We start from the raw sequence: 25,046 nt of genomic DNA on the forward strand, positions 1-25,046 counted from the left end.
AGCATGATGAGGAAAGTGGTTATCGCAGCGAGCGTCCTCGCGGCATCGACGGTCGTCGCGTCGGCGGCAACGCTCGACACGGTGAAGAGCCGCGGCACGCTGATATGCGGCGTCAGCGCCGGTTTTGCCGGCTTCTCCGCGCCGGATTCGCAAGGCAACTACAAGGGTCTCGACGTCGATTATTGCCGCGCGCTCGCCGCCGGCGTGCTCGGCGATGCCAGCAAGGTGCGTTACGTCTCGCTGACGGCGCAGAACCGCTTCACCGCGCTCCAGTCCGGCGAGATCGACGTGCTCTACCGCAACTCGACGCAGACCTATCTGCGCGGCGTCACGCTCGGCCTGCGGCAAGGCCCGATCAACTTCTACGATGGTCAGGGCTTTGTGGTGAAGAAGGACCTCGGCGTGAAGGAGATCAAGGACCTCAAGGGCGCTACCGTCTGCGTCGCGCAGGGCACCACGCATGAGGTCACGCTCGGCGATTACGGCCGTGCCAACGGCATCGACTGGAAGCCGCTGGTGTTCGACCGCGTCGACACCATGTACCAGACCTTCTTCGGCGGCCGCTGCGATGCCATGACCCAGGACGCCTCCGCGCTCGCAGGCGCAGTGACGACGGCGGCACCGAACCCGGTCGACTACGTCGTGCTGCCGCAGACCATCAGCAAAGAGCCGCTCGGCCCCTTCACCCGTAACGGCGACGAGGTCTGGAGCGACATCATCACCTGGCTGCATTACGGGCTGATCGAGGCCGAGGAGCTTGGCGTCACACAGGGTAATGTCGACGAGATGGCGAAGTCGCAAACGCCCGCGATCCAGCGCCTGCTCGGTGCCTCCGGCGATCTCGGCTCGCGGCTCGGGCTCGACAACAAATGGCTGGTCACGGCCATCAAGGCCACCGGCAATTACGGCGAGATCTACGAGCGCAATGTCGGCAAAGCGAGCCCGCTCAAGCTCGAGCGCGGTCTCAACGGCCTCTGGAGCAAGGGCGGCTTGATGTACGCGGTGCCGTTCAAGTAAAGCCTCCCCGTGTCCCGGACGCGCTGCAGCGTGCAACGCTGCTGCGCTGAGCCGGGACCCAGCTGCCACAATGGGCCCCGGCTCTGCAGCGCAATACTGCGCATTGCGCTACGTCCGGGGCACGAGACCACCACCAGGTAGTCACGTTCAATGACGACGTCTCCTCGCATCGCCCTGATCCACGCCCTCAAGCATTCCATCGCCCCGATCGAAGCTGCGTTCGCGAAGACGTGGCCAGAAGCGCGGCTGATGAACCTGCTCGATGACAGCCTGTCGGCGGATCTGGCGCGTGACGGCAAGCTCAACGATGCCATGACCGAGCGCTTTCTTGCGCTCGGCGACTACGCCGCGGCGACGGGCGCGGATGCGATCCTGTTCACCTGCTCGGCCTTCGGCCCCTGCATCGAGGCGGTTGCGGGCGCGCATGCGCCGATGCCGGTGCTCAAGCCGAACGAGGCCATGATCGAACGGGCGGTGACGATGGGGCAGCGCATCGGTCTGCTCTCGACCTTCCCGCCGACGCTGGCCTCGATGCCGCCGGAATTTCCGACCTCCGTCCAGATCGTGCCGAAACTCGCCGAAGGAGCATTGGCCGCGCTCGACCGCGGCGACCGCGCTACTCATGACCGGCTGATCGTGGAAGCCTCACATGATTTGCGCGATTGCGACGTCGTCGCGCTCGCGCAGTTCAGCATCGCGGCGACGGCGCCTCTCGTGGCAGAAGCGACCGGCCGCCCTGTCGTGACCACGCCTGACAGCGCCGTCGAGAAGCTGATGAAGCTGTTGGTGGCGAAGGCCTAAGTGGCAGCCTTTTTCCGGCGCCGTGCGCCCTTGATCGCCGCCGCAAGCGCGGCCTTCGTTTCGCTGACAAAATCCTCGACCAGGTCCTCGCGCGTGGCATGGGCCGCCTCGCCGGTGAACAGACCCTGCTCAGCCAGCATCACCACGCCGTGCAGCGCCGCCCAGATCTTGAGCGCTTGCCGCTCGCGCAAGTAATCGACTGCCGGAGCTTCCAGGGCCTCGATCACGAGCGCAAACGTTTCGCGCGTCGCTTCGTGCAGCTCGCTGCCTTTCGCCGCACACGACACCGTCCGCGAGGCGAACATCAAGCGGTAGATGCCATTGCGGCGTAATCCGAAATCCAGCGTCGCCTGCGCCAGCCGCGACAGCTTCGACTGCTTCGACGGCTTTGCCATCGCCGCCCGCAGAATCGCGCTGAGCTGCCGGAACGCCTCCGCCGTCACCGCCGCAAGCAGCGCCTCGCGATCGGCAAAATGCCGGTAGGGCGCCGGCTGCGAGACACCCAGCTGCTTTGCGAGCGCCTTGATGCTGATCGCCTCCGTCCCGCCCTGCTCCGCCTCGCGCAACGCAGCCTTGATCAAGGCGTCGCGGAGATCGCCATGGTGGTAGGTGTTCTCTGGTTTGCGGGCAAGTTGTGAACGCATGTGGCGCAGAGCCTATAAGTTTGCGCTTGACAGGGGAAGCCCGCCGCGAATGTAATATCCTATAACTTGAATAAAAACTCAGATGGAAACGCGCGCCGCCTTCGGGTCCGAGCGCACACGACCGAGGAAGCCGCCATGACAGAGCGACTGAGGGTTCACGTCGATCCCGACAAGTGCCAGGGGCACGCGCGCTGCAAGGCGCTGGCGCCGGAGCTGTTCGAGCTCGACGAATACGGCAACGCCCACGAAGCCGGCGACGGCACCGTCCCGCCCGGCCTCGAAGACAAGGCCTGGCTTGCCAAATCCAATTGTCCGGAACTCGCAATCGACGTGATCGAGGAGTAGCGCGCCCCCTGCCGCCCGCGTGCCTTCCTCGAATACGAGCCCCAAGGGATTCCCCGATATGTCCGACGTCAGCCAGCCCGCCGCCCATCCGCCCGTGACCGACTGGGTCCATGATTTCGACCACACCGATCCGCAATGGACGGAAGATCCCTTCCCGATCTGGGACGAGCTGCGCGCCGCAGGCCCGGTCGTGCACACCGAACGTTTTCTCGGCTGTTACATGCCGACAACCTATGAGGCCGTACGCGAAATCGCCAACGACAGCGAGCATTTCTCCTCACGTCGCATCATCGTCCGTGACGTTCGGCCTGAGATCACCAGCAAAAACGCCGCCCCGCCGATCACGTCCGATCCGCCGGTGCATAAGCCGGCGAAGCAATTGCTGCTGCCGCCGTTCACGCCGGACGCGATGAAGAAGCTCGAGCCGCGGGTGCGCGCGATCTGCAACGAGTTGATCGACGGCTTCATCACTGAAGACCGACTGGACGCGGCAGAGCGCTACACCAAGCACATTCCGGTTCGCGCGATCGCCCATATGCTCGGCATCCCCGAGGCAGACAGCGATCTCTTCATCCGCTGGATCCACATGATCCTCGAACTTGGCATCAAGGACGAAAACACGTTGCTCCAGGCCGTGCACGAGATGAGCGCCTATTTCAGCGCCCACATCGAGGCGCGCAAGAACAAGCCGACCGACGACCTCATTTCCTACCTGATGAATGCCCGGGACAAGGAAGGTAACCCGCTCGAGGATTCGCATGTGCTGGGCTCGCTGCGCCTGCTCCTGATCGCCGGCATCGACACCACCTGGAGCGCGATCGGCTCCTCGCTCTGGCACCTCGCCCGGACGCCCGCCGACCGCGAGCGCCTGATTGCCGAGCCCGGGCTGATCCCGACCGCGGTGGAGGAGTTGCTGCGCGCCTATTCGCCGGTGACGATGGCGCGTGAGGTGGTCAAGGAGACCACGGTCTCGGGCTGCCCGGTCAAGGCGGGCAACATGGTGCTGCTGTCCTTCCCGGCCGCCAACCGTGATCCAAAAATGTTTCCGGATGCTGACAAGGTCGTGATTGACCGCCGCGAGAACCGCCACGCCGCCTTCGGCCTCGGCATCCACCGCTGCGTCGGCTCGAACCTTGCGCGCATGGAGATGCAGGTTGCGCTGGAGGAATGGCTGAAGCGAATTCCGGACTTCGCCCTCGATCCGGCAGGCACGGTGACCTGGTCACAGGGAACCGTCAGAGGCCCCCGCCAGTTGCCATTTTTGCTTGGAAAGGCGATGTAGACCTCTCCAAACAGCGATACGGAGAGGCCGGACGTGACTGAGCAAATAACCCAACCGGCCTCCGACCACATTGACATCGCCGACGCCAAGCGCCGGATCAAGGCGATCTTCATCGGCTCGATCGGCAATCTCGTCGAGTGGTACGACTTCTACGCCTACACCGCGTTTGCGCTCTATTTCGCTCCCGCCTTCTTTCCCGGCAACGACCCTGTCGTCCAGCAATTGAATGTGGCCGTCGTATTCGCGGCGACCTTCCTGATGCGGCCCTTAGGCGGCTGGCTGTTCGGCTATATCGCCGATCATTACGGGCGGCGCATCTCGCTGACGCTGTCGGTGGTCTTCATGTGCTTCGGCTCGCTGATCATCGCGTTGACGCCGACCTACGCCACGATCGGCTTCGCCGCGCCGGTGATCCTGGCGCTCGCCCGCGTCATCGAAGGCTTGAGTCTCGGCGGCGAATACGGTGCCAGCGCCACCTACCTCAGCGAGGTCGCCGACCCCAAGCACCGCGGCTTCTATTCGAGTTTCCAATACGTCACCCTGATCGGCGGCCAGCTCACCGCGATCATCGTGCTGCTGCTTCTGCAAAAAGTCTTCCTGACGCCGGAGGAATTGAGAGCCTGGGGCTGGCGCATCCCGTTTGCGATCGGTGCGGCGCTGGCGATCTTTGCCGCGGTGATGCGGCGCGGCCTGCACGAGACCGAAGCCTTCGAGGAAGCCAAGAAGCTGGTGAAGCCGACCGGCTCGCTCACCAACCTGCTGCGCTATCCCCGCGAGCTGCTCCTGGTCGTCGGCCTGACCGCGGGCGGCACTGCGGCGTTCTACACCTTCACCACCTACATGCAGACCTTCGTCAAGCTCTCGGTGGGGTTGACCGAGGACCAGACCACATTCGTGATCTTCGGCACGCTGATCTTCGCGACCATCCTGCAGCCGATCTATGGCGCCATCTCCGACAAGATCGGCCGCAAGCCGCTGCTGATCTTCTTCGGCGTCGCCGGCACGCTCGCAACCGTGCCGCTGCTGATGACGCTGAAGGAGACCAAGTCGCCCTTCATCGCGTTTATCCTGATCTGCGCTGCCTGGCTGTTCGTCGCCGGGTACACCTCGATCAACGCCGTGGTGAAGGCCGAGCTGTTCCCGACCAATGTCCGCGCCCTCGGCGTAGGCCTGCCCTATGCGATCACCGTCTCGGTCTTCGGCGGCACGGCGCCGGCGATGGCGCTCTATTTCAAGAGCATCGGGCATGAGGAGTGGTTCTACTACTATCTCGCTGGTATCATCTGCCTGTCGCTGATCATCTATTCCACCATGCGCGACACCAAGCACGCCTCCGCGATGCACCGCCACGAGTAGCTCATGGCCGACGAGACGCCATCCGACAGCAAGCTGACGCGCACCAAGGAAAAATGGGCGCGCGAGGGCCGCTTTTTGACCGGCAAGATCACGCGCCCGGAAGATCAGCGCCTGCCGCCCGGCCAGCATCTGACAAACGACTGGCCGGTGCTCGATCTCGGGGTTGTGCCGCCGGTGTCGCGCGAGCACTGGCGGCTCGACGTCTACGGCGCGATCGAGAACCCCGTATTCTGGACCTTTGCCGAGTTCGCCGCCCAGAAGCAGGCGCAGTTCACCTCGGACATCCACTGCGTCACCACCTGGTCGCGCTACGACAATGAATGGGAGGGGCTCGCCACGCGCGAGCTGCTCGCGGCCTGCCAGCCGCGCGAGGACGCGCGCTTCGTCGTGCTGCATTCCCATGACGGCTACACCACCAACCTCGCGCTGGACGACTTTGCCGCCGAGGACGCATTGCTCGCCCATAGCTGGTCCGGTGAGCCACTGTCGGACGAACATGGCGGCCCGGTGCGACTGGTCGTGCCGCATCTGTATTTCTGGAAGAGCGCCAAATGGCTCCAGGCCATCGAATTCCTGACCGAGGACGCGCCGGGCTTCTGGGAAGTCCGCGGCTATCATAATCGCGGCGATCCCTGGGCAGAGCAGCGCTATTCGGGCGATTAGGTTCAAGCAAGGACGGAGCGAAGCCCATGCCGACAGAGCGCTTTCAATTCACGGGCGAAGGCGGCCATCAACTTTCGGCCGCGCTGGAGCTACCCGATGGCGAGCCCGCGGTCATCGCGCTGTTCGCGCATTGCTTCACCTGCGGCAAGGACACGCTGGCCGCCAAGCGCATCTCGGTCGCGCTCGCCGCCAGGGGCATCGCAGTGCTGCGTTTCGATTTCACCGGGCTCGGCTCCAGCGAGGGGGATTTCGCCAATTCGACGTTTTCGTCCAACGTTGCCGATCTCGTGCGCGCGGCCGATCATCTGCGCGCCACGCGCACGGCGCCGTCGATCCTGATCGGTCACAGCCTCGGCGGCGCCGCGATCCTCGCCGCAGCCGGACATATCCCGGAGGCCAGGGCGGTTGCGACCATCGCGGCACCATCCGATCCCGCCCACGTCACTGGCCTGTTCAAAGAGCATATCGACGACATTCGCACGCAAGGTGAGGTCGAAGTCTCGCTTGCGGGACGCCCGTTCCGGATCAAGCGCGAATTCCTCGACGACATCGCCGAGCACGAGCTGATGAAAGACATCACCGGCCTGCACAAGGCGCTGTTGGTCATGCATTCTCCGCTCGACGATACCGTCGGCATCGACAATGCGACGAAGCTTTTCGTGGCGGCGAAGCACCCCAAGAGCTTCGTCTCGCTCGACCATGCCGATCATCTCCTGACCAAGCCGGCCGACGCGCTCTACGCGGCCGAAATGATCGCGGCCTGGGCGAGCCGGTACATCGACCCAGCCAAATCTGCGAAGGCCATGGATCTCCCTGAGGCGCCGCGCCAGGTCGTGGTGCAGGAGACCCGCAAGAGCAAGTTCAACCAGACCATCTCCGTCGGTCCGCATCGCCTGATCGCGGACGAGCCGGTCGCCGCCGGCGGCGAGGATGCCGGCCCTGGTCCCTATGATCTTCTGCTTGCCGGTCTCGGTGCCTGCACCTCCATGACCATGCGCCTCTATGCCGACCGCAAGTCGCTGCCGCTCGATCGTGTCACCGTCACGCTGAAGCATTCCAAGATCTACGCAAAAGACTGCGCGGAGTGCGAGACGCGCGATGGCATGCTCGACCAGATCGAGCGTGACATCGCGATGGACGGCGCACTCGATGCCGAGCAGCGCAAGAAATTGATGGAGATCGCCGACAAGTGCCCGGTGCACCGGACGCTGACCTCGGAAATCCGCATCGTGACGAAGGCTGTGGACTAGCGCGCTTGCGCTAGAGCATTATCGGTTCTGATTGAATCAAAACCGAAGCTCTAGATTCCTGTTTTGACGCGTTTTCTTAACGCGAACCGGCATCCACTTCGCTCGAAAACGCTCTAGAAGCACGACGCCATCGTCCGCACCGCCGCGGTGATCTCGCTTTCGCGCCAGGCCGCGAAGCCGAGCAGCAGGCCGTGATCGCAGGGACGGCCGAGCGCAAGGCTGGACAAAGCCCGCGTTTCAACCCCTGCGGCGACCAGCCGTTTGACCGACGCCTGATCGGCGCGACCGCGCTTGAGGCGGGCGACGAGCTGGATGCCGCCCGGGGGCACTTCGACCGAGAGAGCCTCGCCGAGATGACGCTCGAGTCCCTCGACGAGGTGATCGCGGCGGGCGTGATAGATCCGGCGCATCCGGCGCAGATGCGCCAGGAAATGCCCGTCGGCGATGAACTCGGCCAGCGCGTCCTGGATGTGGCTCGCGGCGATCAGTCCGATGTGCCGCTGTGCGATCTCGAGGATGTTGACCAGTGCCGGCGGAACGACGAGATAGCCGAGCCGGATGTCCGAGGTCATGGCCTTGGAGAACGTGCCGACATAGAACACGCGACCATGGGCATCGAGCCCCTGCAAGGCCGGCACCGGCCGGCTGTCATAGTGGAATTCGCCGTCGTAATCGTCCTCCACGATCCAGGTCTTGCCTGGCCTGCTCAGGCCAAGAAATTCGGTGCGGCGCGAGAGTGACATCAGGCGGCCGGTCGGGTGCTGGTGCGACGGCGTCATGAAGATCAATTTCGGGGCTGCCAGTCCCGGAATCCGCTGCATGCCCTGCTCGTCCAACCTCATCCCGATCACGTGCGCACCGGACGCGCGGAAGGCGGCCGCGGCGCCGGGATAACCGGGATCCTCGACCCAGACGTCGTCGCCGGGCGTGATGACGGCGGCCGCAATCAAGGTCAGCGCAGCCTGCGCGCTCGGCAGAATCAGGATCTGATCCGCCGTCGCGCGCACGCCCCTGCTGGTCGCGAGATAATGCGCCAGCGCCTCGCGCAGGCGCGTCCGGTTGACTGGTCCGAGCTCCCGCTTGGCCGCGCGCACGGCGCTGCGGCGCAGGCAGCGCGCCCAGACCTCGTTCGGAAATTCCCTGAAATCGCCGTGCCCGGGACGCAAGGGTCTCAGTCGCGCCTGATAGGACATCGGCCAGTCGGTCTGTGTGAGGCTCGCAGCCCAGGGTGACAGCCGCGGCTTGCCGGGGCGCATGCGAGATGCCACGGCGCCCGCGTCTTCGACGCGCCCGCTGCCGTCGACCGTGACCATCGGACGGCGGCCGTGCGAGGCCTCGATATATCCCTCGGCGGCAAGCTGCTCGAACGCATAGGTGACGGTGTTGCGCGAGACGCCGAGATCGCTCGCAAGCCGGCGGCTCGACGGCAGCGTGCGGCCTTTGCCGAGACGGCCGGTCGCGATCAAGCTCCTGAGCTGGCTCGTCAGCTGAGCCGCCAGCCCCTCCTCGTCGGCGCGCTTCAGGTCGATCAGGGCGGGGATCATGCTCTCCGAAACTGGCACCTTATTCCTTTCAGATCTGGCACTTTTTCAGGTGCCAATCGGGATGCTATCCGCTGGACTGGACTGCTTCAAGGACCTCCGAGATGAACTCCCTGTCACCCCGCGCGGCCATTGGCCTGTTCCTCATCGTCGTGCTGGCCTGGGGCGTGAACTGGTCGGTGACGAAGCAGCTCGTCCAGTTCCTTCCGCCCCTGTGGACTTCGGCGATCCGGAGCTGGATCGCGCTGGCTGGATTGTTCGTGATCCTCGGACCGAGCAACAATCTGGTGATCCCGGAGCGGCGCGACATTCCTGTGGTCCTGAGTGTGGCGCTGCTGCACATGACGGTGTTCTCGGTCCTGGTCGCGGCTGGTGTGCGCTTCTTGCCCGCGAGCAAGGCCATCGTGCTCGGCTACACCACGCCGCTCTGGGTCGCGCTCGCTGCCCCCCCTGCTGGGGAAGGACACCCTAACGGCGCCGAAACTCGCCGGCGCGCTGCTGGGGCTGATCGGCCTCGTCGTCATCCTGAACCCGACCTCGATTGACTGGGCCAATACAAACGTCGTGCTCGGCGCCGGCATGGTGATCCTGGCCGCGATCTCCTGGGCCGCGAACATCATCTATATCCGGGCGCATCGCTGGATTGCGTCCCCGCTCCAGCTCCTGATCTGGCAGGTGCTCGTCGCAACGATCGTGCTAACAGGTTCGGCGGTGGTCACGGATGGCCTGCCGCACGCGGAATGGTCGTGGAGACTCGTGCTGCTCTTCCTGTATTCCGGCCTGATCGGGACAGCGCTGGCCTATTGGGCGATGTCGATGGTCAACAAGAGCATCTCGGCGCTGACGACGTCGCTTGGCACCACCGCGACGCCGCTGGTCGGCATCGCCAGCGCGGCGATCCTGCTGGGTGAGCCCATCGACATGAGCCTTGCCGTAGCGGCCGGACTGATCGTCGCCGGCATCGGCCTTGCGACGTTGGGCGACCGGCTGCTGCGCCGTCAGGCCACCGCGAGCGGCTGAACGCGCAAGCTTCCGCGCAGGCCCGCCGTCGTGCCGAGCAGGATGCCGGCGAGCGCAACGAACGAGCCGAGCGCGAGCGTCGACACGCCGGTGAGCCCCTGCCCGATCGAACAGCCGAACGCCATCACGCCGCCGATGCCCATCAGCGCGGCGCCACCGGCCGAGCGCAGCATGTGGTTTGGCGAGGAATAGCCTTCGAGATGGAAACGGCCCGTAGCAAGCGCGGTGACCAGACTGCCAGCGAAGACGCCGGCAACCGTCGCGATGCCGAAATTCAGCGTCAGACCGGTCGAGAGCATGGCGTATTGCAGGCTGTCCGCGATCGGCGCGATGAAGGTGAGCGAGGTCACCGGGACAGGGTTGAAGTCATCCGCGCCGAGATAGCCCGTGACGAACCAGCCGCCGGCGACGAGGAGACCGACGATGACACCGGCTGCGATCTGGCCGGGCGAACGCCGGAACGCCGGGTGCGCGAAAGCAAACAGGATCAGCACAACGACGATGAGAGCAGCAGCCATCGCACGCGAAACCGCTTCAGCCGGACCGAACATGGCCAACAGTGACGGCAGCGAATTCACGTTGACCGTGGTTTGCGAGGCCTGGACCAGCGCGATGCGCGCCGGCGCGATCAGGCCCTTGAGCGTCATCTGCGCGGCGATGGCGAGCACGACCACCACGACGAAGGAGCGGAGATTGCCGCGACCGAGCAGCACCAGCGCGCGCGAACCGCAGCCGTTGGACAGCACCATGCCGTATCCGAACAGAAGTCCGCCGAGAAACAGCACCGGCACCGAAAAGGACTGCTGCAGATAGATCGACTTGCCGAGATCGACCATGCCGTTGCCGGCGAGGAATTGGCTCGCTGCGGTCGCAACCGCGATCGCCAACGCATAGGTTCGTACCAACCGGCCATCCCCCTTCGACAGCCAGCCGCGCATGCTGCTCATCAGGCAGAAGCCGCTGAGCAGTCCGACGGCGCCGTAGACCAGGCCAATGACGAGGCCGGCGAGGATGACGGGTTGGGTGGACGACTCCATGATCAAGGCTTCAGGATCACGCGATCCCGCGACGAGCCGGCAACGGCGACATAGGCCTCCTTCGCGCGTTCGAGCGGATAGACGGCGTTCGCCTTGATCGGGAACGGCTTCAGATGCCCACTCGCGAAGCCCGGGCCGAGGTCGCGCAGCACAGCACCTGTCGCCGCCGACGACAGACCGAGCGTGTCGATGCCGACATAGGTGTGTTGGCCGCGGTAGAATTCGAGAATGTTGAACTGCACGATACGGTCGATCGCGGCGATCAGGATCTGGCGGCCGCGAAGCGCGAGCGACTTGTGCGCCGCCTGGAAATAGGGATCGCCGACCGTGTTGAAGACGATGTCGGCGCCTTTGCCATCGGTCAATTCACGCACGCGCGTGGCGACATCGGTCACCGAAGCGTCGATCACCTCGATGGACGCGTTGGTATGGCCCTCATAAGCTTCCGCCTTGCGCACCACGCCGATGACACGCGCTCCCTGCCAGGTCGCGATCTGCACCGCCGCCTGGCCGACCTTCCCGTTGACGCCGAACACCAGCACCGTTTCCGCGGGCTTTGGAACGCCGGCGCGGCGAAAGCCCTCCATGGCGGTGACGAAGGGCACGCCGATGCCGGCGGCCTCGTCCCAGGACACGGTCTTCGGCTTGTCTACCACCGCGTCAGATTCAACGACGAGATGGCTGGCGTGCGTGCCGTCGCGGCGGATGCCGAGATCGCCGGAAGAGCCGAACACCTCGCGGCCGATCGTCCCGGCCGGCCCGTCGATCACCACACCCGCGTAATCGCGACCCGGTGTACGCGGGAAGACGGCATAGGGCATCAGCCCGGTCGCGGCCTTGACGTCGGACGGATTGACGGCGGCAGCCTTGACCTCGATCAGGAGATCATTCGGACCACGCGTGAGCGTATGGCGCTCGACGCCAGGGGCAAGCGCGGCGGCGTTCTCGGCCTTGGCATTGAGGCGGACGCAGCGCGCCTCGACGGCTTTGGGATCAGCTGATGACATGGAAAAGACCCGCGATTTCTCGCGGGCCTTGTCGCCTTTGGGGGCGGTCAAGTCAATCCTTGGGCCGCTTGTCGTAGAGGCGCCTGGCCTTGCCGAGCGAACGTTCCAGCGTCGCAGGCGCCACAACCCGCACGTTGGAGCTGATCCCGATCGTGTTCTTGATGTGGGTCGAGATACGGTCGGCATGATCGACCAGACCCCGGCCGTCCCAACTCTCCGGCCGCGCCTCGGCAATGATGGTCAACTCGTCCATGCGTCCTTCGCGGGTCAGTTCCAGAATGAAATGTCCGCCGCACCAGTCGGTGGCGAGCAGAACCTCCTCGATCTGGGTCGGGAACAGATTGACGCCGCGCAGGATGATCATGTCGTCGGAACGGCCCGTGACCTTCTCCATCCGCCGCATGCCCGGCCGCGCCGTGCCCGGCAGGAGCCGCGTCAGGTCGCGGGTGCGATAGCGGATCACCGGAAATGCTTCCTTGGTGAGCGAGGTAAAGACCAGTTCGCCCTTCTCCCCGTCGGGCAGCACCGCACCGGTCTCGGGGTCGATGACTTCAGGATAAAAATGATCTTCCCAGATGTGCAGGCCGTCCTTAGTCTCGATACATTCCTGCGCAACGCCGGGCCCGATCACCTCGGAAAGACCGTAGATGTCGGTCGCATCCATGTCGAAGGCGTCCTCGATCTCGCCGCGCATCGCATTGGTCCAGGGCTCGGCGCCGAAGATGCCGACCTTGAGCGAGCATTGACGCGGATCGAGCTTCTGGCGCTTGAACTCGTCGAGGATCGCCAGCATGTAGCTCGGCGTCACCGTGATGATGTCGGGCCGGAAATCGTTGATGAGCTGCACCTGCCGCTCGGTCATGCCCCCGGAGATCGGCACCACGGTGCAGCCGAGCTTTTCGGCGCCATAGTGCACCCCTAACCCGCCGGTGAAGAGACCGTAGCCATAGGCATTGTGGATGATCATCCCGGTGCGACCGCCGGCGGCGCGGATCGAGCGCGCCATCACTTCCGACCAGGTGTCAATGTCGCGCTGCGTATAGCCCACCACGATCGGCTTGCCCGTCGTGCCGGAGGAGGCATGCACGCGCACCAGCTTTTCACGGGGCACGGCAAACATGTTGAAGGGATAGTTGTCGCGCAGGTCCGTCTTCACCGTGAACGGAAATTTCGCCAGATCCGGGAGCTCTCGAAAGTCCGACGGGTGCACGCCGGCCGCTTCGAAGGCCTTGCGATAGTGCGCGACGTTGTCGTAGGCGTGCTTCAGCGACCAGGCCAGCCGCTGCGTCTGCAGTGCCATGATCTCGTCGCGCGATGCGCGCTCGTGCGCATCCAGCTCGGCCTTATAGGTGTTGCCACCTTCCTTGAGCCTCGTCAGAGCCATCCTCATTTCCCCACATCATTGGTTTGTTCTTTTCTTTTATTGATCCTGCGCCGGCAGCCAATTGCCGGGAATGACCCGCGAATGCCCGCGGAATTCGGCGATGACTGTATCGCCGGCGGTGACGCGCACGTCATAGATGCCGGAGCGACCACCGCGCGTAACCTCACGCGCTTTTGCGACGAGGCGATCGCCGAGCTTGCCCGGCTTGATGAAGGTGATCTGGCCCTGCGCCGCCACGACGCGGTCGTTGTGCGAGTTGCACGCGAAAGCGAAGGCGGAATCGGCGAGCGTGAAGATGAAGCCACCGTGGGCGATGCGCTGGCCGTTGACCATGTCCGGCCGCACATTCATCGCCAGCGACGCAAAGCCGGGTCCGATCTCGACGATCTCCATGCCGAGGCCTTTGGAGGCATCGTCCTCCGCCCACATCGCGCTAGCGCAGGCGCGGGCAACGTCCTCAGGCGACGAGACTTTGACGTTCACGCGCTTCTCCCCGCCAATTGTTTGCACATGATGTTCTGCTGGTTGGTCCAAGCTGTCAAACGTGGTCGTAATCGACCACGACCCGCTCCGACGATGGCTTCGCCTGACAGGTCAGGATAAAGCCGGCCTTCAGCTCCCAGGGTTCCAGCGAGTAGTTGATGTCCATCGGCGCCTCGCCCTCGACCAGTTTTGCACGACAGGTCGAGCACATGCCGCCCTTGCAGGCGAACGGCAGATCGACGCCGGCGCGCAGTGCGGCATCGAGAATCGCCTCGTCCTCGGCGACTGGCACGTCGCGGCGCTTGCCGTCGATGATCAGCGACGCCATCGCTTTCGGCGGCGCGTCCGGCGCAACGATCTTCTTCGGCCGCGGCTTGCCGCCAAACTCGGAGACAAACCGCTCGACGTGGATACGCTCGTCCGCGATGCCGAGCCCTCGGCAGGTCGCCTCGATCTCTTCGCTCATGCCAAGGGGTCCGCAGATGAAGATGTGATCGATGCTATCGGCCGGTACCAGCGAGCGCAGCAGCACCCTCACCTTGTCGCCGTCGAGCCGGCCGTGCAGGATCGGAATGTCCTGCTCCTCGCCGGAGATGACGTGGAAGATCGAGAGGCGGTCGATGAAGCGATCCTTGAGCTCTTCAAGCGCCTCGAGAAACATGATGTTGTCGGTCGCGCGATTGCCGTAGAACAGGAAGAAGTGGCTGTCCGGTTCGCGCGCAAGCGTGCCCTTGACGATCGACAGGATCGGCGTGATGCCCGAGCCCGCGGCAAAGCCGACATGGATGCGGCCGGCGCCGGCCAGCGCGACCACGCCGAATCGCCCGGTCGGCGTCATCACGTCGAGCTCGTCGCCACGCTTCAGATCGTCCGCTGCCCAGCTCGAAAACGCGCCGCCATCAACCTTTTTGACGGCGATGCGTATCTCGCCGTCGTCGGGGCCGGAGCAGATCGAATAGGAGCGGCGCACTTCCTCGCCATCCAGCACGGTGCGGAGCGTGAGGTATTGGCCGGGCGTGAAGGCGTAGTCGGTCGCAAGCTCCGTTGGGATGGCAAAGGTCAGCGATACGGCGTCCGACGCCTCGCGGCGGAGATCGTTGACGGCCAGGCGATGGAAGCGCGGTGCGGCTGCGGACATGGTCAATGACACTTGAAGTAATCAAAGGGTTCGCGGCAGGCCTTGCAGCGCCAGAGCGCCTTGCATGAGGTCGAGCCGAATTCGGACAGCAGCTCGGTATTCGCCGAGCCGCATTGCGGGCACGCAACGGCTTGCTCGCCGAACAGCGCGCGGCGTGAATTCGAGGCTTGCGGCGGCGCGATGCCGTAGGCATGAAGCTTCCGGCGACCCTCCTCGCTCATCCAGTCGGTGGTCCAGGCCGGCGATAGCACCGTGCGTACTTTGGGTTGACGGAAGCCGGCACGCTCCAACGCAAGCTCGATTTCGAGCGCGATCATGTTCATCGCCGGACAGCCCGAGTAAGTCGGCGTGATCGCGACCTCGACATGATCGCCGTCGAGCACGACATCGCGGAGCACGCCGAGATCGGCGATGGTCAGCACCGGAATTTCCGGATCGACCACGGTCGCCGCGGCCTCCCAGGCGCGCTGGCGCAGATCGGCTTCGCGTTCGAGCACCGTCACCATGTCTGCCCCGGAAAAGTGCGCTGCATCGACTGCAGCTCGGACAGAAGATGGCCAAGATGCTCGCTGTGCCGCCCGGAACGACCGCCCTGCTGCATCCAGTCGGTCTGCGGCAGCTCAAGCGTGGCTTCACTGATCACACCCGAGAGCGTCGTCAGCCAGCGACCGCGCAAGCTTCCGGGATCGATGGCGATATCGGCATGGATCAGGGCGCGTTCGCCTTCATCGACGGCAAACATCTCACCGGTAAAAGCCCAGAGATGATCGATCGCGGCCTGCGCGCGGGCGTGGCTTTCAACCGTGCCGTCGCCCAGCCGGATGATCCACTCCGAGGCATGGCGAAGGTGGTAGGCGCTCTCCTTCTCCGACTTGGCGGCGATGGCCGCCAGTGTCGCGTCGCTGGAAGCCGTCATCGCACGCCAGTAGAGATCGGCGAGGGTGGAATAGAAGAACTGCCGCACCAGCGTCTGGGCAAAATCGCCATTGGGCTGCTCGACCAGCAGCAGATTGCGGTACTGCCTGACGTCGCGCAGGTACGCGAACCTGTCCTCGTCGTTGTCCTTGCCCTCGACCTTGGCGGCGTAAGAGTAGAGCTCGCGGGCCTGGCCGAGGAGGTCGAGCGCGATGTTGGAGAGCGCCATGTCCTCTTCCAGCATCGGCGCATGTCCGCACCATTCCGACAGCCTGTGCCCGAGGATCAGCGCGTCGTCGGCGCGGCGCAATGCGTAGAGCACCAGCGGCGTCTCCGAGACCTGGATGTTCGCCACGTTCATCACATGTGCCCCACTTCGTCGGGCACCTCGTAGAACGTCGGGTGCCGGTAGATCTTCGATTCCGCCGGCTCGAACATCATGCCCTTATCGGCGGGATCGCTTGCGGTGATCGCCGTCGACGGCACGACCCAGATCGAAAGACCCTCGCCGCGACGAGTGTAGATATCGCGGGCGGCCTGCAAGGCCATCGTGGCGTCGCTCGCATGCAGCGAGCCGACGTGCTTGTGCGCGAGCCCGTTGCGGCTGCGAATGAAGACTTCCCACAGCGGCGTGTTCGGCGTGGCCATCGCGTTTTCCCTACTCTGCTGCTTGTGCAGTCCGACGCTGCGCGCGCTTTGCGGCATAGGCCGCGGCCGCCTCGCGCACCCAGCCGCCTTCGTCGTGCGCCTTGCGGCGCGCGGCAAGCCGATCGCGGTTGCACGGGCCGTTGCCGGCGAGCACCTGCTTGAACTCTGTCCAGTCGATCTCGCTGTAGCGCCAGTGCCCGTCCGCATCCTGAATCATGCCGGGATCGGGAATGGTGAGGCCGAGATATTGCGCCTGCGGCACGGTGGCATCGACGAATTTCTGGCGCAGCTCGTCATTGGAGAAGCGCTTGATCTTCCATTTCGTCGAGGTGTCGCTGTGCTGGCTGGTGGCATCGGGCGGCCCGAACATCATCAGCACCGGCCACCACCACCTGTTCAAGGCATCCTGCGCCATCGCCTTCTGCTCGTCCGAGCCGCGGCACAGCGTCAGCATGATCTCATAGCCCTGACGCTGGTGGAACGACTCCTCCTTGCAGACGCGGATCATCGCGCGCGCGTAGGGGCCGTAGGAGCAACGGCACAGCGGGATCTGGTTCATGATCGCGGCGCCGTCGACCAGCCAGCCGATGGTGCCGATGTCGGCCCAGGTCAGCGTCGGATAGTTGAATATCGAGGAATATTTTGCCTTGCCCGCGAGCATGGCATCGACCAGTTCTTCGCGCGAAGTGCCGAGCGTCTCGGCGGCGGCATAGAGATAGAGCCCGTGGCCGCACTCGTCCTGCACCTTGGCAAGCAGCGCGGCCTTGCGGCGCAGCGTCGGCGCGCGCGTGATCCAGTTGCCCTCGGGCAGCATGCCGACGATTTCGGAATGTGCGTGCTGGGAGATCTGGCGGGTCAGCGTCTTGCGATAGGCCGCCGGCATCCAGTCGTTTGGCTCGATGCGCTCCTCGCCATCGATGCGCGCCTGAAACTGCACGGCCTTGGCCGCGTCCTCGAGACCGCGATCATCCGCCTCGGCCGTGTTCAGCGCCTGGGTATACATGCGCGTCCTCCCGTTTTATTGGGAGGCAATATATAACAAGAATTATCTCATGCAAGATATTTCTGTAACATAACGATCAGGCCTCGAACCTCCGCTCCAGGAGTTTTCGCGCCGGCGGCAATGGCCCCTTTTCATTGGTTCCGTGGCCATCAAGCCATTGTTCCGATGGAGCAAGCAGCGCGCGATAGATTTCGGTGCACAGCGCGCGGGCGGCTTTGCCCGGCCAGTTCGCCGGAAGCAGGCTTTCGGGCAGCAGCGGATCGCGCAGCACGACGCGGCGGTAATAGTGGATCATGAGGATGCGCGCCGTAAAGGCGTCGGCCTCGGACAAGTCCGTGCCGCGCGCGATCGCGGCGCGCAGCGGCTCGAACGTCTTCATGAACTTGAGATAGGCGTCCGCGGTGCGATCCAGCGGCCAACTCGCACTGAGCAGCCGACGGCCGCTGTCATCCTCGGCCGAGACTTCCAGACGGATGGCGCCCGCGGCCTCGTCCGGCACTGGCACGCCTGACGGCGCGACCCACACGCCCGGCAGCGGGCTGCCGAAGCCGGCATTGCGGAGCGCCTCGCGCGAGGCGTCGCGATCCTCGCCATTGCCGATCAGAAGCAGCTCGAAGCGCCCGGTCCAGTCGGACGGCGGCGGATCGTAGATATGGCGTGTCGCGGCCTCGAAGATCTGGCGGCCCTTGTCGGCCAAGCGATAGAAACTGTTGCGGCCGACCTTTTCGCGCGTCAGCCAGCCATCGGCGGCAAGCCGCGACATCGCGGTACGCACCACGCCGCTGTCGATGTCCAGGCTCTCGAAGAATTCCAGCAGCGTGCCGAGCCATACCGAGCCGCCACGCGGCACGATGGCATCGCCGAAGACGGTGATGACGATGGAGCCGGTGCGCGACGGCTCGCGCTTGAGCTGATCGATGATGCGGGACAACGGATGCGCCATGCGCGAGGCATAGCGCGTTTGGTGCGGGCGCGACAATGGACGGGTGCGACGCTCTTGTTTCTCCCTCTCCCCGTCCTTACGGGGCCGCGACGAGCTTCGCTCGCGCTGAGAGGGTTGGGGTGAGGGGCTGCTTCCTCAGAAACGGTGGGAGTTGGACTCGCGGAGAGTCCCCCTCACCCGGATCGCATCGGAGATGCGATCCGACCTCGCCCCGCTTGCGGGGAGAGGTGAAGAAGAGCCCTACCGATGCGGATCGGGATAGACCACGCTGCGCCAGCCGCTACGGTCGAAGGCCCGCCATTGGCCTTCCTTCTGGGCGAGGCGATCGGCGACGGCATAGACCGCAGCCGGGTGATGGCCCATGCCGCAATGGCTGCTCTCGATCTCGATGCTCTCGGTCTGCGCGCCCGTCTTCTCCATGCAGCCCTGCCAGGCGCAGACGCCGTCGGTGCGGCTGAAAATCGCCGTGGTCGGCACCGGCGGCGGGACGGCAAGTTCGCCGCCGAACTGCGGATCGACTTCGTCGGACTTCCGCCCGCTCGCCCATTCATAGACGCGCCAGGCATTGGTCGAATGCGGATCGCCCGCAAAGGGGCTGCCGAGCGTGATCACCTGGCGCACGCGGTCGGGCATCATCTTGGCGAGCTGGCGCGCATAGAGACCGCCGAGGCTCCAGCCGACCAGGCTGATCTTGCGGCCGTTCCTGTCGCTGAGCTCCTCAACCAGATCCACCATCGCGTGCTGCACGCCCTCGCGCAGGCCGTAATTGCGGCCCTGGCGCCAGCCGCTCACCGCATAGCCCTTGCCCGACAGAAACGTGCGCAACGCGCGCGTGGATGCGTCGGAGGCCACGAGGCCCGGCAGAACCAGCACCGGATGGCCATCGCCGCGCGGCGCGAGGCTGAGCAGCGGCAGCGCGCCGAGGAATGCACCGAACTCGTGGATCGCTCGCCCTTCCAGGAACATCAGGGTACGGGACGGCGGACTCAGCGTCTGGGCAGTAGCGGTCATCAATGGTCCCCTAGGAAGAATTGCTGAAAGGCCACCGGTCGCGTACCGGCAAAAAGGGTATGGGATTCCAACACGCCGGCTTCTTGATCGTTCCGCAGCGCAACATGAATCAGCTAGGCAGCGGGTTCCCGACATTCAAGCGGGAGACACACCGGGCCACAATAGGTCCGCGCGTTAATGCTGACGTCCGTGACGCAAAAGTCACAACAATCGAAGCAGGAATTCTACGGAGTAAAGCGCAAGGCCAGCGAGGCCGCCGATCAGCGAGCCGTTGAAACGGATGTATTGCAGGTCGCGGCCAATGTTGATTTCAATCAGCGAAATCAGCTGCGCCATGTCCCACGACTTGACCTGGTCGGAGATGAAGGTCGAAACGCCGCTCTTCTGGTCTGCGACGAAACTGCGCAGCACCGCTACCAGGCCCTTGTTGATCTCGCCGCGCAGCTCGGCATCGCCGGCAAGCGCTTCGCCCGCCGCGACACACATGCCGGCGAGATGATGCTGTAGCACCTGCGTCTCGCCGCTTGCACTACGCTCGATGAAGGACCGCGTGTTGGCCCAGACGGTGCGGGCAAGATCGGCGAGCTCGGGACGCGCGAGCAGATCGCGCTTCAAGCCGTCGATGCGGTCGATATAGGCCTGGTCGGTGCCGAGCCGATCGACGAAGCTCAGCACCATGCGGTCGAACTCGCTGCGGAACGGGTGCTTGGGATCGGCGCGCACCTCATCGAAGAAAGCGGTGGCGGAGGCCACGATCTTGTTCACCAGAAACTTGTCGGCGCGATAGAGCCTGAGCAAGGTCGGCAATTCCGCACGCACCTTCTCACGGATCATCGCCATCGTGTCTTTCTGATTCAGCGTCTCGTGCATCACGCGCAGGAGATCGTCGAACAGAATCTGGTGTCGCCCTTCCGCGACGAAACCACGCAACGTTCCGGCCGCGAGCGGCGCCAAGTCGATCGCCTGGAGCTGCGAGGACATGCGGCGGATGATAAAGGTCATCAGACCGGAGCTCTCGGTCGCGGAGACGGCCTCCGGCAGCAGGCGCAACGCAAAGCGCGCGAGGTCATCGCTGCGCTTGCGATCGCGCAGCCAGTCGGCGATGAAGGAGCCGAAATCGATCTCCTTCAGCTTGGCCTCGACGGGACCAACCTCGAGGAAATGCACCTGGATGAACTCGCCGAGCTTGTCGGCGATACGGGCCTGGTTGCTCTGGATGATCGCGGTGTGCGGGATCGGCAAACCGAGCGGCCGCTTGAACAGCGCCACCACCGCATACCAGTCCGCGAGCCCGCCGATGGTCGCGGCTTCCGCGAACGCGGCGATGAATCCGAACACGGGATGCACGGGCAGCAGCCATTTCGCGACGACGAACAGGACAAGCGTCGAGCCCAGCACCAGCGTCGCCAGCGCTTTGACGCGACGAAGCTCGGCCGCGCGTTCGGCGTCGCCTGGGGAATCGAAGGAGAAGGTGGTGGGTGGAGTCATGACTGCATCACCCTACTCGTCCTCGCGAGCGAAGCGAAGCAATCCAGAATCGTTTCCGCAGACGCACTCTGGATTGCTTCGCTTCGCTCGCAATGACGACGGCGCAAAAAACAAGGCCCGCCGAAGCGGGCCTCAAATTTCAGTTTTGACTCAGGGCGCCAGATCAGGCGGTCTTGTTGTAGACCTTGGCGAAATTGTCCTGAGCGGACTTCGCACCGTTCGCGGCGAGCTTGCCGAAATAGTCGGTGGTCGCCTTGGCGCGCGAGACGAACGCTTCGCCGCGGGCGCGGAGCAGGCCGGACTGGATCTCGACAGCTTCGCTGAACGACTTGGCGGACGCGAGCTTGTCGATGCCCGCGAAGAACGCCTCGGCGTCCTCGTAGATCGCCTGCTGGATGTTGCGGCTGATCTTGCCGGCCTCGGTGACGGACTCGGTCACCGCGTTCTCGACGGCGGCGGTCACGCGCTCGGAGCCAGCAAACACCTCGGCAGCACGGTCCTTGGCGGTATTGGCGGACTTCTTGACGAACTCACGGGCGGCCTCGGGAACTTCCAGGTTCTGGATGTTCTTGAACGCGTCCTTGAAGCCTTCGAAAGCGGTATTGGTTTCGGTGGTCATTGGGGTCTCTCCATCCTCATTGGGTTGAGCTATGGGCTCACCCCGTCCGGCTTTGGCCCGGGGCAGGACCTATATGGCATAGTTAATTGTGCAATGCAATATACATATTGCAGTGCGATATCACGAAACCGTGAACAGCCTTAATGAGAGGCAACCTGGTGCCTCCCTGACCAATTCGCTCCCCATCCTAGTGCTGGACGGCGCCAGGCAGCCCGTAGGCCTCCATCTGGGCCTGGACCTGCGCGATGTTGTGGCCGAGCACGACGATGTCGTGGGTCTTGCCATCGATGTCCCGGACGTGATCGCGCAACAGAGCCTCGGCCTTGAAGCCGAGGCTCTCGAACAGCGTGATCGCCGCCTGCTGATCGACCGTCATCTGGACCGAGAGCTTTTCGAGGCCGGCGCCGAGCGCGAGTGCGAAAGTCTCCTGCGACAGCGTCCGTCCCACCCCCTTCCCGCGCACGTCGAGCGAAACCACCATCCGGATTTCGCCGACATGGGGCGACCAGGAGTGCGGGTCGCGCACCAGCGTGCCGCAGCCGACGACCGTGCCACCCCTGACCGCGAGCAAGCTCGTGATCGCGCCGCGCTCGATCTCCTTGACCCAGGCGGAGAGCACCTTCGGCTCACTGATGTTGCGCGGCAGGAACAACAGGTCGTGGGTCGGCAGGCCCTTGCCGAAGGCGAGCACCGCGGCTTCGTCCGCGGGCGACATCAGGCGGATCTCGATATCGCCGGCGTCCGTCTTGACATGACGCGGATAGGAACGCTGCTCACTCATATCGATCTCTTCCCCAGCCAGGAATCCAGTTTCGGCCATAGCCGCTTCACCGCATTTGCGCCGGCGACGAGCGAGACGTGACCGCCCTTCAGCATCACCTCTTCCTTGTCCTCGGATCCGATCTTGGCGATCAGGTGCTTTGCCGCCTCATACGGCACGATGTGGTCATGCTCGGCGACCGCATGCAGGAACGGCACCTTGATGTCCTCGAGCTTCGCCGCACGGCCGCCGACCGACATGGTGTCGTTGAACAGCTTGTTGTCCCACATCAGGTCCTTGGTGATGGTGCGGAAATATTCGCCGGCCAGCGGCAGCGTGTCGGTCGCCCAGCGGTCGAACATCCGGTAGGACTTGACGAACTCGTCGTTCCAGATGTTTTCCCAGAGCTGGATCTGGCTGACCGTGCGCGAGGCCGGGCGCAGCATCTCGAACGACGACAGGATCATCTCCGGCGGCACGTTGCCGACGCTGTCGACGAGGCGATCGACGTCGAAATAGCGACGGTCGGAGAAGTTCGAGAACAGTTTCATCTCGCGAAAGTCGATCGGCGTGGTGAAGCAGATCAAATTCTTCATCGGCCCGTCCCTGTGGATCGAGCCGTAGAGCAGCGACAGCACGCCGCCGAAGCAATAGCCGATGACGGAGACGTCCTGTTCGCCGGAATCCTGCTGCACGCGGCGAATGCAGTCCGGGATGAAGTCGAGGACATAGTCCTCCATGCGGAGGCTCTTCTCCTCCGGTCGTGGTGCGCTCCAGTCGAGCATGTAGACGTCGTAGCCGCGCTTCAAGAGGAACTCGATGAAACTCTGGCCGGGCACGAGGTCGAGAATGTAGCCGCGATTAGTGGTCGCCATCACGATCAAGATCGGAATTCGATAGATCTCGTCGGACATCGGCCGATAATGGTAGAGGCTCATCGTACCGCGCGAATGCAGCACGTCCTTCGGCGTCGAGCCGAGCGTCGGACCGGACGTCGAAAAATATTCGACGCCCTTGATGCTGCGCTGGATGGCGCGTTGCACCTCGGACTGGATGCGCTCCGGGATCCCTGCGAAATCTAATCCGGCGGCTGCATTCATGCCTGCTCTCCGCCTTCAGATGGCGGGCGCTTGGTGCGCGGCGGGCGCAATGCGGCATCGGAGCCCTGAGACACGCCGGAACTTGCCGCCATCTGGCTCAGCATCGACTTGATCTCACCGATCTGTCCTTCAATGGACTGCAGCCGTTCCGCAAGGCCGGTGACCTGATCCCGGCTCGGCAGATTCATGGAGACCAGATATTTCTCCATGAGCTCGCCGAGCTGCTTCTGAGCACCTGCAGCAACGCCGCCGGCCCGGTTCACGGCTTGCGAAAACTCAGGCGACGACATGGCCTGGTTGGCGAAGGAGTTGAACCCCTTCTCCATCTCGCCAACCATCTTCTGCCACATGGCAACTGGGTCGTTGGTCTTGTCGGTCATCGGCGTCCTCCTGAAATCGAGAGCTTCGATGCCCTTCCTTTTTGCGCCATACCACACCGTTGCGCGGTGCCGGTCAACCGGCAAGCAGCGGGTCCGGTGTCGCGGACGCGGCTTCATTGCGAGGGGAAACCGTGCGATACAGCATTGATCAAAAGCCAAGGGAAACGCACCCGTGAACGCCCATCAGCCGCCGCAAACCGTCCGCGCCAACGGCATCGACATCTGTTACGAGATTTTCGGCAACGACAATGCCGAGCCGCTGCTGCTGATCATGGGGTTAGGCGCCCAGATGATCCACTGGGACGATGCGTTCTGCGAGCAGCTCGCCGTGCACGGCTTTCGCGTCATCCGGTTCGACAATCGCGACATCGGCAAGTCGAGCCATCTCACAGGCGGCAAGCGCCTGACGCCGCTCGAGCTGTTGAAGCTCCGCTTCCTCAGGATTCCCGTTGCGGCCACCTACAAGCTGATCGACATGGCCAAAGACACGGTCGGGCTGATGGACGCGCTCGGCATCAAGTCGGCGCATCTGGTCGGCGCCTCCATGGGCGGCATGATCGCGCAGGAGGCGACGCTGTCGTTTCCCGATCGCGTCCGGTCGCTGACGTCGATCATGTCGACGACAGGCAATCCGCGTGTACCGCCGCCGACACGCGAGGCCGCCGCGATGCTGATGGCGCCGCCCCCCACCAGCAAGGAGGAGTTCATCGTACGTTTCGGCCAGACCTGGAAGGTGTTGCGCGCAGGGTCCTTTCCGGAAGAAGAGGCGCTCGATCCCGATCGTGCGGAGCGCGTGTTCGCGCGCGGGCTCAATCCGGCCGGCGTCGGCCGGCAGCTCCGCGCGGTGCTCGCCTCCGGCAGCCGCAAGGAGCGGCTGCACGGCGTGAAGTTACCGACGCTCGTCATCCACGGCACCGTCGATCCCCTGGTCCGTCCCGAAGGCGGCAGGGACACGGCAGAGTCAATTCCGGGCGCAAAGCTGCTGATGATCGACGGCATGGGCCACGCGCTGCCGATGCGGTTCTGGCCCGAGATCATCGGCGCCATCGACAAGCACGCACGTGGCGCGGCGACGCAGGCGGCGTAGACCGGCGCAGAAGGTCTCCGCACGGTGACCATGTGAGCTGCCGGTTACTCTCTTAACGCAAACCGGCACGAAAGCTATACAGGCCTCCCTCAATCGCCAAGAAAGAGGCTGCGGCCTCTCGGAG

Annotated in this window: 26 protein-coding genes and 1 pseudogene; 9 read left to right on the forward strand and 18 right to left on the reverse strand. The window is 64.3% G+C overall.

Annotation, left to right across the window (positions count from 1 at the left end):
• The first annotated feature begins 3 nt into the window (after positions 1 to 3).
• Entirely contained in the window at positions 4 to 1,017 is a 1,014-nt protein-coding gene (locus JQ591_RS15860) for an amino acid ABC transporter substrate-binding protein (protein ID WP_211396952.1), read from the forward strand.
• A gap of 150 nt (positions 1,018 to 1,167) precedes the next feature.
• Positions 1,168 to 1,818 carry an aspartate/glutamate racemase family protein gene (locus JQ591_RS15865; protein WP_211396953.1) on the forward strand — a complete coding sequence of 217 codons (651 nt, stop codon included), beginning with the start codon at positions 1,168 to 1,170 and terminating at the stop codon, positions 1,816 to 1,818.
• Here JQ591_RS15865 and JQ591_RS15870 read toward each other — a convergent pair.
• Positions 1,815 to 2,462 (reverse strand): TetR/AcrR family transcriptional regulator, encoded by a 648-nt coding sequence (locus JQ591_RS15870; RefSeq protein WP_211396954.1) that lies wholly within the window; start codon positions 2,460 to 2,462, stop codon positions 1,815 to 1,817. The two genes, JQ591_RS15865 and JQ591_RS15870, sit on opposite strands and share 4 nt — an antisense overlap.
• A 135-nt stretch (positions 2,463 to 2,597) precedes the next feature.
• Here JQ591_RS15870 and JQ591_RS15875 point away from each other — a divergent pair, with 135 nt between their 5' ends.
• From JQ591_RS15875 to JQ591_RS15895, 5 genes are read left to right on the forward strand one after another with little or no spacing between them, the layout of a single operon-like run.
• On the forward strand, positions 2,598 to 2,807 hold the full coding sequence (locus tag JQ591_RS15875; protein WP_211396955.1) for a ferredoxin: 210 nt from the start codon (positions 2,598 to 2,600) through the stop codon (positions 2,805 to 2,807).
• A gap of 58 nt (positions 2,808 to 2,865) precedes the next feature.
• Positions 2,866 to 4,089, forward strand: coding sequence for a cytochrome P450 (locus JQ591_RS15880; RefSeq protein ID WP_211396956.1), 1,224 nt, complete (start codon positions 2,866 to 2,868; stop codon positions 4,087 to 4,089).
• A 33-nt stretch (positions 4,090 to 4,122) separates the two neighbouring features.
• A complete protein-coding gene (locus tag JQ591_RS15885) occupies positions 4,123 to 5,445 on the forward strand; it encodes an MFS transporter (RefSeq protein ID WP_211396957.1) in 1,323 nt (440 codons plus the stop codon).
• A 3-nt stretch (positions 5,446 to 5,448) separates the two neighbouring features.
• Positions 5,449 to 6,108, forward strand: a complete 660-nt coding sequence (locus JQ591_RS15890) for a sulfite oxidase-like oxidoreductase (protein ID WP_211396958.1) — start codon at positions 5,449 to 5,451, stop codon at positions 6,106 to 6,108.
• 26 nt (positions 6,109 to 6,134) lie between these two features.
• Positions 6,135 to 7,358 (forward strand): bifunctional alpha/beta hydrolase/OsmC family protein, encoded by a 1,224-nt coding sequence (locus JQ591_RS15895; RefSeq protein WP_211396959.1) that lies wholly within the window; start codon positions 6,135 to 6,137, stop codon positions 7,356 to 7,358.
• A 113-nt stretch (positions 7,359 to 7,471) separates the two neighbouring features.
• Here the strand turns inward: JQ591_RS15895 and JQ591_RS15900 are convergent, their stop codons facing one another.
• The gene (locus tag JQ591_RS15900) at positions 7,472 to 8,902 is read right to left on the reverse strand and encodes a PLP-dependent aminotransferase family protein (protein WP_211396960.1); all 1,431 of its coding nucleotides are present in this window, start codon (positions 8,900 to 8,902) and stop codon (positions 7,472 to 7,474) included.
• Positions 8,903 to 9,003: 101 nt separating this feature from the next.
• Here JQ591_RS15900 and JQ591_RS35750 point away from each other — a divergent pair.
• Positions 9,004 to 9,919, forward strand: a pseudogene (locus JQ591_RS35750) (DMT family transporter).
• On the opposite strand, the gene JQ591_RS15910 reads toward JQ591_RS35750, so the two are convergent.
• The 16 genes from JQ591_RS15910 to JQ591_RS15985 all read right to left on the reverse strand — a co-directional run bounded on the left by JQ591_RS15910 (position 9,898) and on the right by JQ591_RS15985 (position 23,835).
• Positions 9,898 to 10,956 (reverse strand): YeeE/YedE family protein, encoded by a 1,059-nt coding sequence (locus tag JQ591_RS15910; protein WP_211396961.1) that lies wholly within the window; start codon positions 10,954 to 10,956, stop codon positions 9,898 to 9,900. The pseudogene JQ591_RS35750 and the gene JQ591_RS15910 overlap by 22 nt on opposite strands.
• A gap of 2 nt (positions 10,957 to 10,958) precedes the next feature.
• The gene (locus JQ591_RS15915) at positions 10,959 to 11,963 is read right to left on the reverse strand and encodes a quinone oxidoreductase family protein (protein ID WP_211396962.1); all 1,005 of its coding nucleotides are present in this window, start codon (positions 11,961 to 11,963) and stop codon (positions 10,959 to 10,961) included.
• A 52-nt stretch (positions 11,964 to 12,015) separates the two neighbouring features.
• Entirely contained in the window at positions 12,016 to 13,347 is a 1,332-nt protein-coding gene (paaK, locus tag JQ591_RS15920) for a phenylacetate--CoA ligase PaaK (protein ID WP_211396963.1), read from the reverse strand.
• A 36-nt stretch (positions 13,348 to 13,383) separates the two neighbouring features.
• The gene (gene paaI, locus JQ591_RS15925; RefSeq protein ID WP_211396964.1) at positions 13,384 to 13,830 is read right to left on the reverse strand and encodes a hydroxyphenylacetyl-CoA thioesterase PaaI; all 447 of its coding nucleotides are present in this window, start codon (positions 13,828 to 13,830) and stop codon (positions 13,384 to 13,386) included.
• A gap of 55 nt (positions 13,831 to 13,885) precedes the next feature.
• Complete coding sequence (gene paaE / locus JQ591_RS15930) at positions 13,886 to 14,968, reverse strand: 1,2-phenylacetyl-CoA epoxidase subunit PaaE (RefSeq protein ID WP_211396965.1); 1,083 nt, start codon at positions 14,966 to 14,968, stop codon at positions 13,886 to 13,888.
• A 2-nt stretch (positions 14,969 to 14,970) separates the two neighbouring features.
• A complete protein-coding gene (paaD, locus tag JQ591_RS15935) occupies positions 14,971 to 15,474 on the reverse strand; it encodes a 1,2-phenylacetyl-CoA epoxidase subunit PaaD (protein ID WP_211396966.1) in 504 nt (167 codons plus the stop codon).
• Complete coding sequence (gene paaC / locus JQ591_RS15940) at positions 15,468 to 16,244, reverse strand: 1,2-phenylacetyl-CoA epoxidase subunit PaaC (RefSeq protein ID WP_211396967.1); 777 nt, start codon at positions 16,242 to 16,244, stop codon at positions 15,468 to 15,470. Before paaC ends, paaD begins: the two co-directional genes overlap by 7 nt.
• Complete coding sequence (gene paaB / locus JQ591_RS15945; protein ID WP_211396968.1) at positions 16,244 to 16,531, reverse strand: 1,2-phenylacetyl-CoA epoxidase subunit PaaB; 288 nt, start codon at positions 16,529 to 16,531, stop codon at positions 16,244 to 16,246. The genes paaC and paaB overlap by 1 nt, the downstream gene beginning before the upstream one ends.
• Positions 16,532 to 16,541: 10 nt before the next feature.
• Positions 16,542 to 17,534 (reverse strand): 1,2-phenylacetyl-CoA epoxidase subunit PaaA, encoded by a 993-nt coding sequence (gene paaA, locus JQ591_RS15950; protein WP_211396969.1) that lies wholly within the window; start codon positions 17,532 to 17,534, stop codon positions 16,542 to 16,544.
• A 76-nt stretch (positions 17,535 to 17,610) separates the two neighbouring features.
• A complete protein-coding gene (gene paaX / locus JQ591_RS15955; RefSeq protein WP_211396970.1) occupies positions 17,611 to 18,477 on the reverse strand; it encodes a phenylacetic acid degradation operon negative regulatory protein PaaX in 867 nt (288 codons plus the stop codon).
• A gap of 240 nt (positions 18,478 to 18,717) precedes the next feature.
• Entirely contained in the window at positions 18,718 to 19,488 is a 771-nt protein-coding gene (locus JQ591_RS15960; RefSeq protein ID WP_211396971.1) for an esterase/lipase family protein, read from the reverse strand.
• A gap of 201 nt (positions 19,489 to 19,689) precedes the next feature.
• A complete protein-coding gene (locus tag JQ591_RS15965) occupies positions 19,690 to 20,976 on the reverse strand; it encodes a DUF445 domain-containing protein (RefSeq protein ID WP_211396972.1) in 1,287 nt (428 codons plus the stop codon).
• A gap of 163 nt (positions 20,977 to 21,139) precedes the next feature.
• A complete protein-coding gene (locus JQ591_RS15970; RefSeq protein WP_027568907.1) occupies positions 21,140 to 21,595 on the reverse strand; it encodes a phasin in 456 nt (151 codons plus the stop codon).
• A 187-nt stretch (positions 21,596 to 21,782) separates the two neighbouring features.
• Complete coding sequence (locus tag JQ591_RS15975; protein ID WP_211396973.1) at positions 21,783 to 22,376, reverse strand: GNAT family N-acetyltransferase; 594 nt, start codon at positions 22,374 to 22,376, stop codon at positions 21,783 to 21,785.
• Positions 22,373 to 23,455 (reverse strand): PHA/PHB synthase family protein, encoded by a 1,083-nt coding sequence (locus tag JQ591_RS15980; protein ID WP_211396974.1) that lies wholly within the window; start codon positions 23,453 to 23,455, stop codon positions 22,373 to 22,375. The genes JQ591_RS15975 and JQ591_RS15980 overlap by 4 nt, the downstream gene beginning before the upstream one ends.
• Entirely contained in the window at positions 23,452 to 23,835 is a 384-nt protein-coding gene (locus JQ591_RS15985; protein WP_211396975.1) for a hypothetical protein, read from the reverse strand. The genes JQ591_RS15980 and JQ591_RS15985 overlap by 4 nt, the downstream gene beginning before the upstream one ends.
• Positions 23,836 to 24,007: 172 nt before the next feature.
• On the opposite strand from JQ591_RS15985, the gene JQ591_RS15990 reads away from it, so the two are divergent.
• A complete protein-coding gene (locus JQ591_RS15990) occupies positions 24,008 to 24,922 on the forward strand; it encodes an alpha/beta fold hydrolase (RefSeq protein ID WP_211396976.1) in 915 nt (304 codons plus the stop codon).
• Positions 24,923 to 25,046: the final 124 nt, after the last annotated feature.

This window comes from Bradyrhizobium canariense (assembly GCF_018130465.1).
Classification (GTDB): domain Bacteria; phylum Pseudomonadota; class Alphaproteobacteria; order Rhizobiales; family Xanthobacteraceae; genus Bradyrhizobium; species Bradyrhizobium canariense_C.

What these genes read in the sequence shown, in the direction of transcription:
- JQ591_RS15860 (WP_211396952.1), top strand. Translation starts at nt 4, where the DNA reads ATGATGAGGAAAGTGGTTATCGCAGCGAGCGTCCTCGCGGCATCGACG.
- JQ591_RS15865 (WP_211396953.1), top strand. Translation starts at nt 1,168, where the DNA reads ATGACGACGTCTCCTCGCATCGCCCTGATCCACGCCCTCAAGCATTCC.
- JQ591_RS15870 (WP_211396954.1), bottom strand. Translation starts at nt 2,462, where the DNA reads ATGCGTTCACAACTTGCCCGCAAACCAGAGAACACCTACCACCATGGC.
- JQ591_RS15875 (WP_211396955.1), top strand. Translation starts at nt 2,598, where the DNA reads ATGACAGAGCGACTGAGGGTTCACGTCGATCCCGACAAGTGCCAGGGG.
- JQ591_RS15880 (WP_211396956.1), top strand. Translation starts at nt 2,866, where the DNA reads ATGTCCGACGTCAGCCAGCCCGCCGCCCATCCGCCCGTGACCGACTGG.
- JQ591_RS15890 (WP_211396958.1), top strand. Translation starts at nt 5,449, where the DNA reads ATGGCCGACGAGACGCCATCCGACAGCAAGCTGACGCGCACCAAGGAA.
- JQ591_RS15895 (WP_211396959.1), top strand. Translation starts at nt 6,135, where the DNA reads ATGCCGACAGAGCGCTTTCAATTCACGGGCGAAGGCGGCCATCAACTT.
- JQ591_RS15900 (WP_211396960.1), bottom strand. Translation starts at nt 8,902, where the DNA reads ATGATCCCCGCCCTGATCGACCTGAAGCGCGCCGACGAGGAGGGGCTG.
- JQ591_RS15910 (WP_211396961.1), bottom strand. Translation starts at nt 10,956, where the DNA reads ATGGAGTCGTCCACCCAACCCGTCATCCTCGCCGGCCTCGTCATTGGC.
- JQ591_RS15915 (WP_211396962.1), bottom strand. Translation starts at nt 11,963, where the DNA reads ATGTCATCAGCTGATCCCAAAGCCGTCGAGGCGCGCTGCGTCCGCCTC.
- paaK (WP_211396963.1), bottom strand. Translation starts at nt 13,347, where the DNA reads ATGGCTCTGACGAGGCTCAAGGAAGGTGGCAACACCTATAAGGCCGAG.
- paaE (WP_211396965.1), bottom strand. Translation starts at nt 14,968, where the DNA reads ATGTCCGCAGCCGCACCGCGCTTCCATCGCCTGGCCGTCAACGATCTC.
- paaD (WP_211396966.1), bottom strand. Translation starts at nt 15,474, where the DNA reads ATGGTGACGGTGCTCGAACGCGAAGCCGATCTGCGCCAGCGCGCCTGG.
- paaC (WP_211396967.1), bottom strand. Translation starts at nt 16,244, where the DNA reads ATGAACGTGGCGAACATCCAGGTCTCGGAGACGCCGCTGGTGCTCTAC.
- paaB (WP_211396968.1), bottom strand. Translation starts at nt 16,531, where the DNA reads ATGGCCACGCCGAACACGCCGCTGTGGGAAGTCTTCATTCGCAGCCGC.
- paaA (WP_211396969.1), bottom strand. Translation starts at nt 17,534, where the DNA reads ATGTATACCCAGGCGCTGAACACGGCCGAGGCGGATGATCGCGGTCTC.
- paaX (WP_211396970.1), bottom strand. Translation starts at nt 18,477, where the DNA reads ATGGCGCATCCGTTGTCCCGCATCATCGATCAGCTCAAGCGCGAGCCG.
- JQ591_RS15960 (WP_211396971.1), bottom strand. Translation starts at nt 19,488, where the DNA reads ATGACCGCTACTGCCCAGACGCTGAGTCCGCCGTCCCGTACCCTGATG.
- JQ591_RS15965 (WP_211396972.1), bottom strand. Translation starts at nt 20,976, where the DNA reads ATGACTCCACCCACCACCTTCTCCTTCGATTCCCCAGGCGACGCCGAA.
- JQ591_RS15970 (WP_027568907.1), bottom strand. Translation starts at nt 21,595, where the DNA reads ATGACCACCGAAACCAATACCGCTTTCGAAGGCTTCAAGGACGCGTTC.
- JQ591_RS15975 (WP_211396973.1), bottom strand. Translation starts at nt 22,376, where the DNA reads ATGAGTGAGCAGCGTTCCTATCCGCGTCATGTCAAGACGGACGCCGGC.
- JQ591_RS15980 (WP_211396974.1), bottom strand. Translation starts at nt 23,455, where the DNA reads ATGAATGCAGCCGCCGGATTAGATTTCGCAGGGATCCCGGAGCGCATC.
- JQ591_RS15985 (WP_211396975.1), bottom strand. Translation starts at nt 23,835, where the DNA reads ATGACCGACAAGACCAACGACCCAGTTGCCATGTGGCAGAAGATGGTT.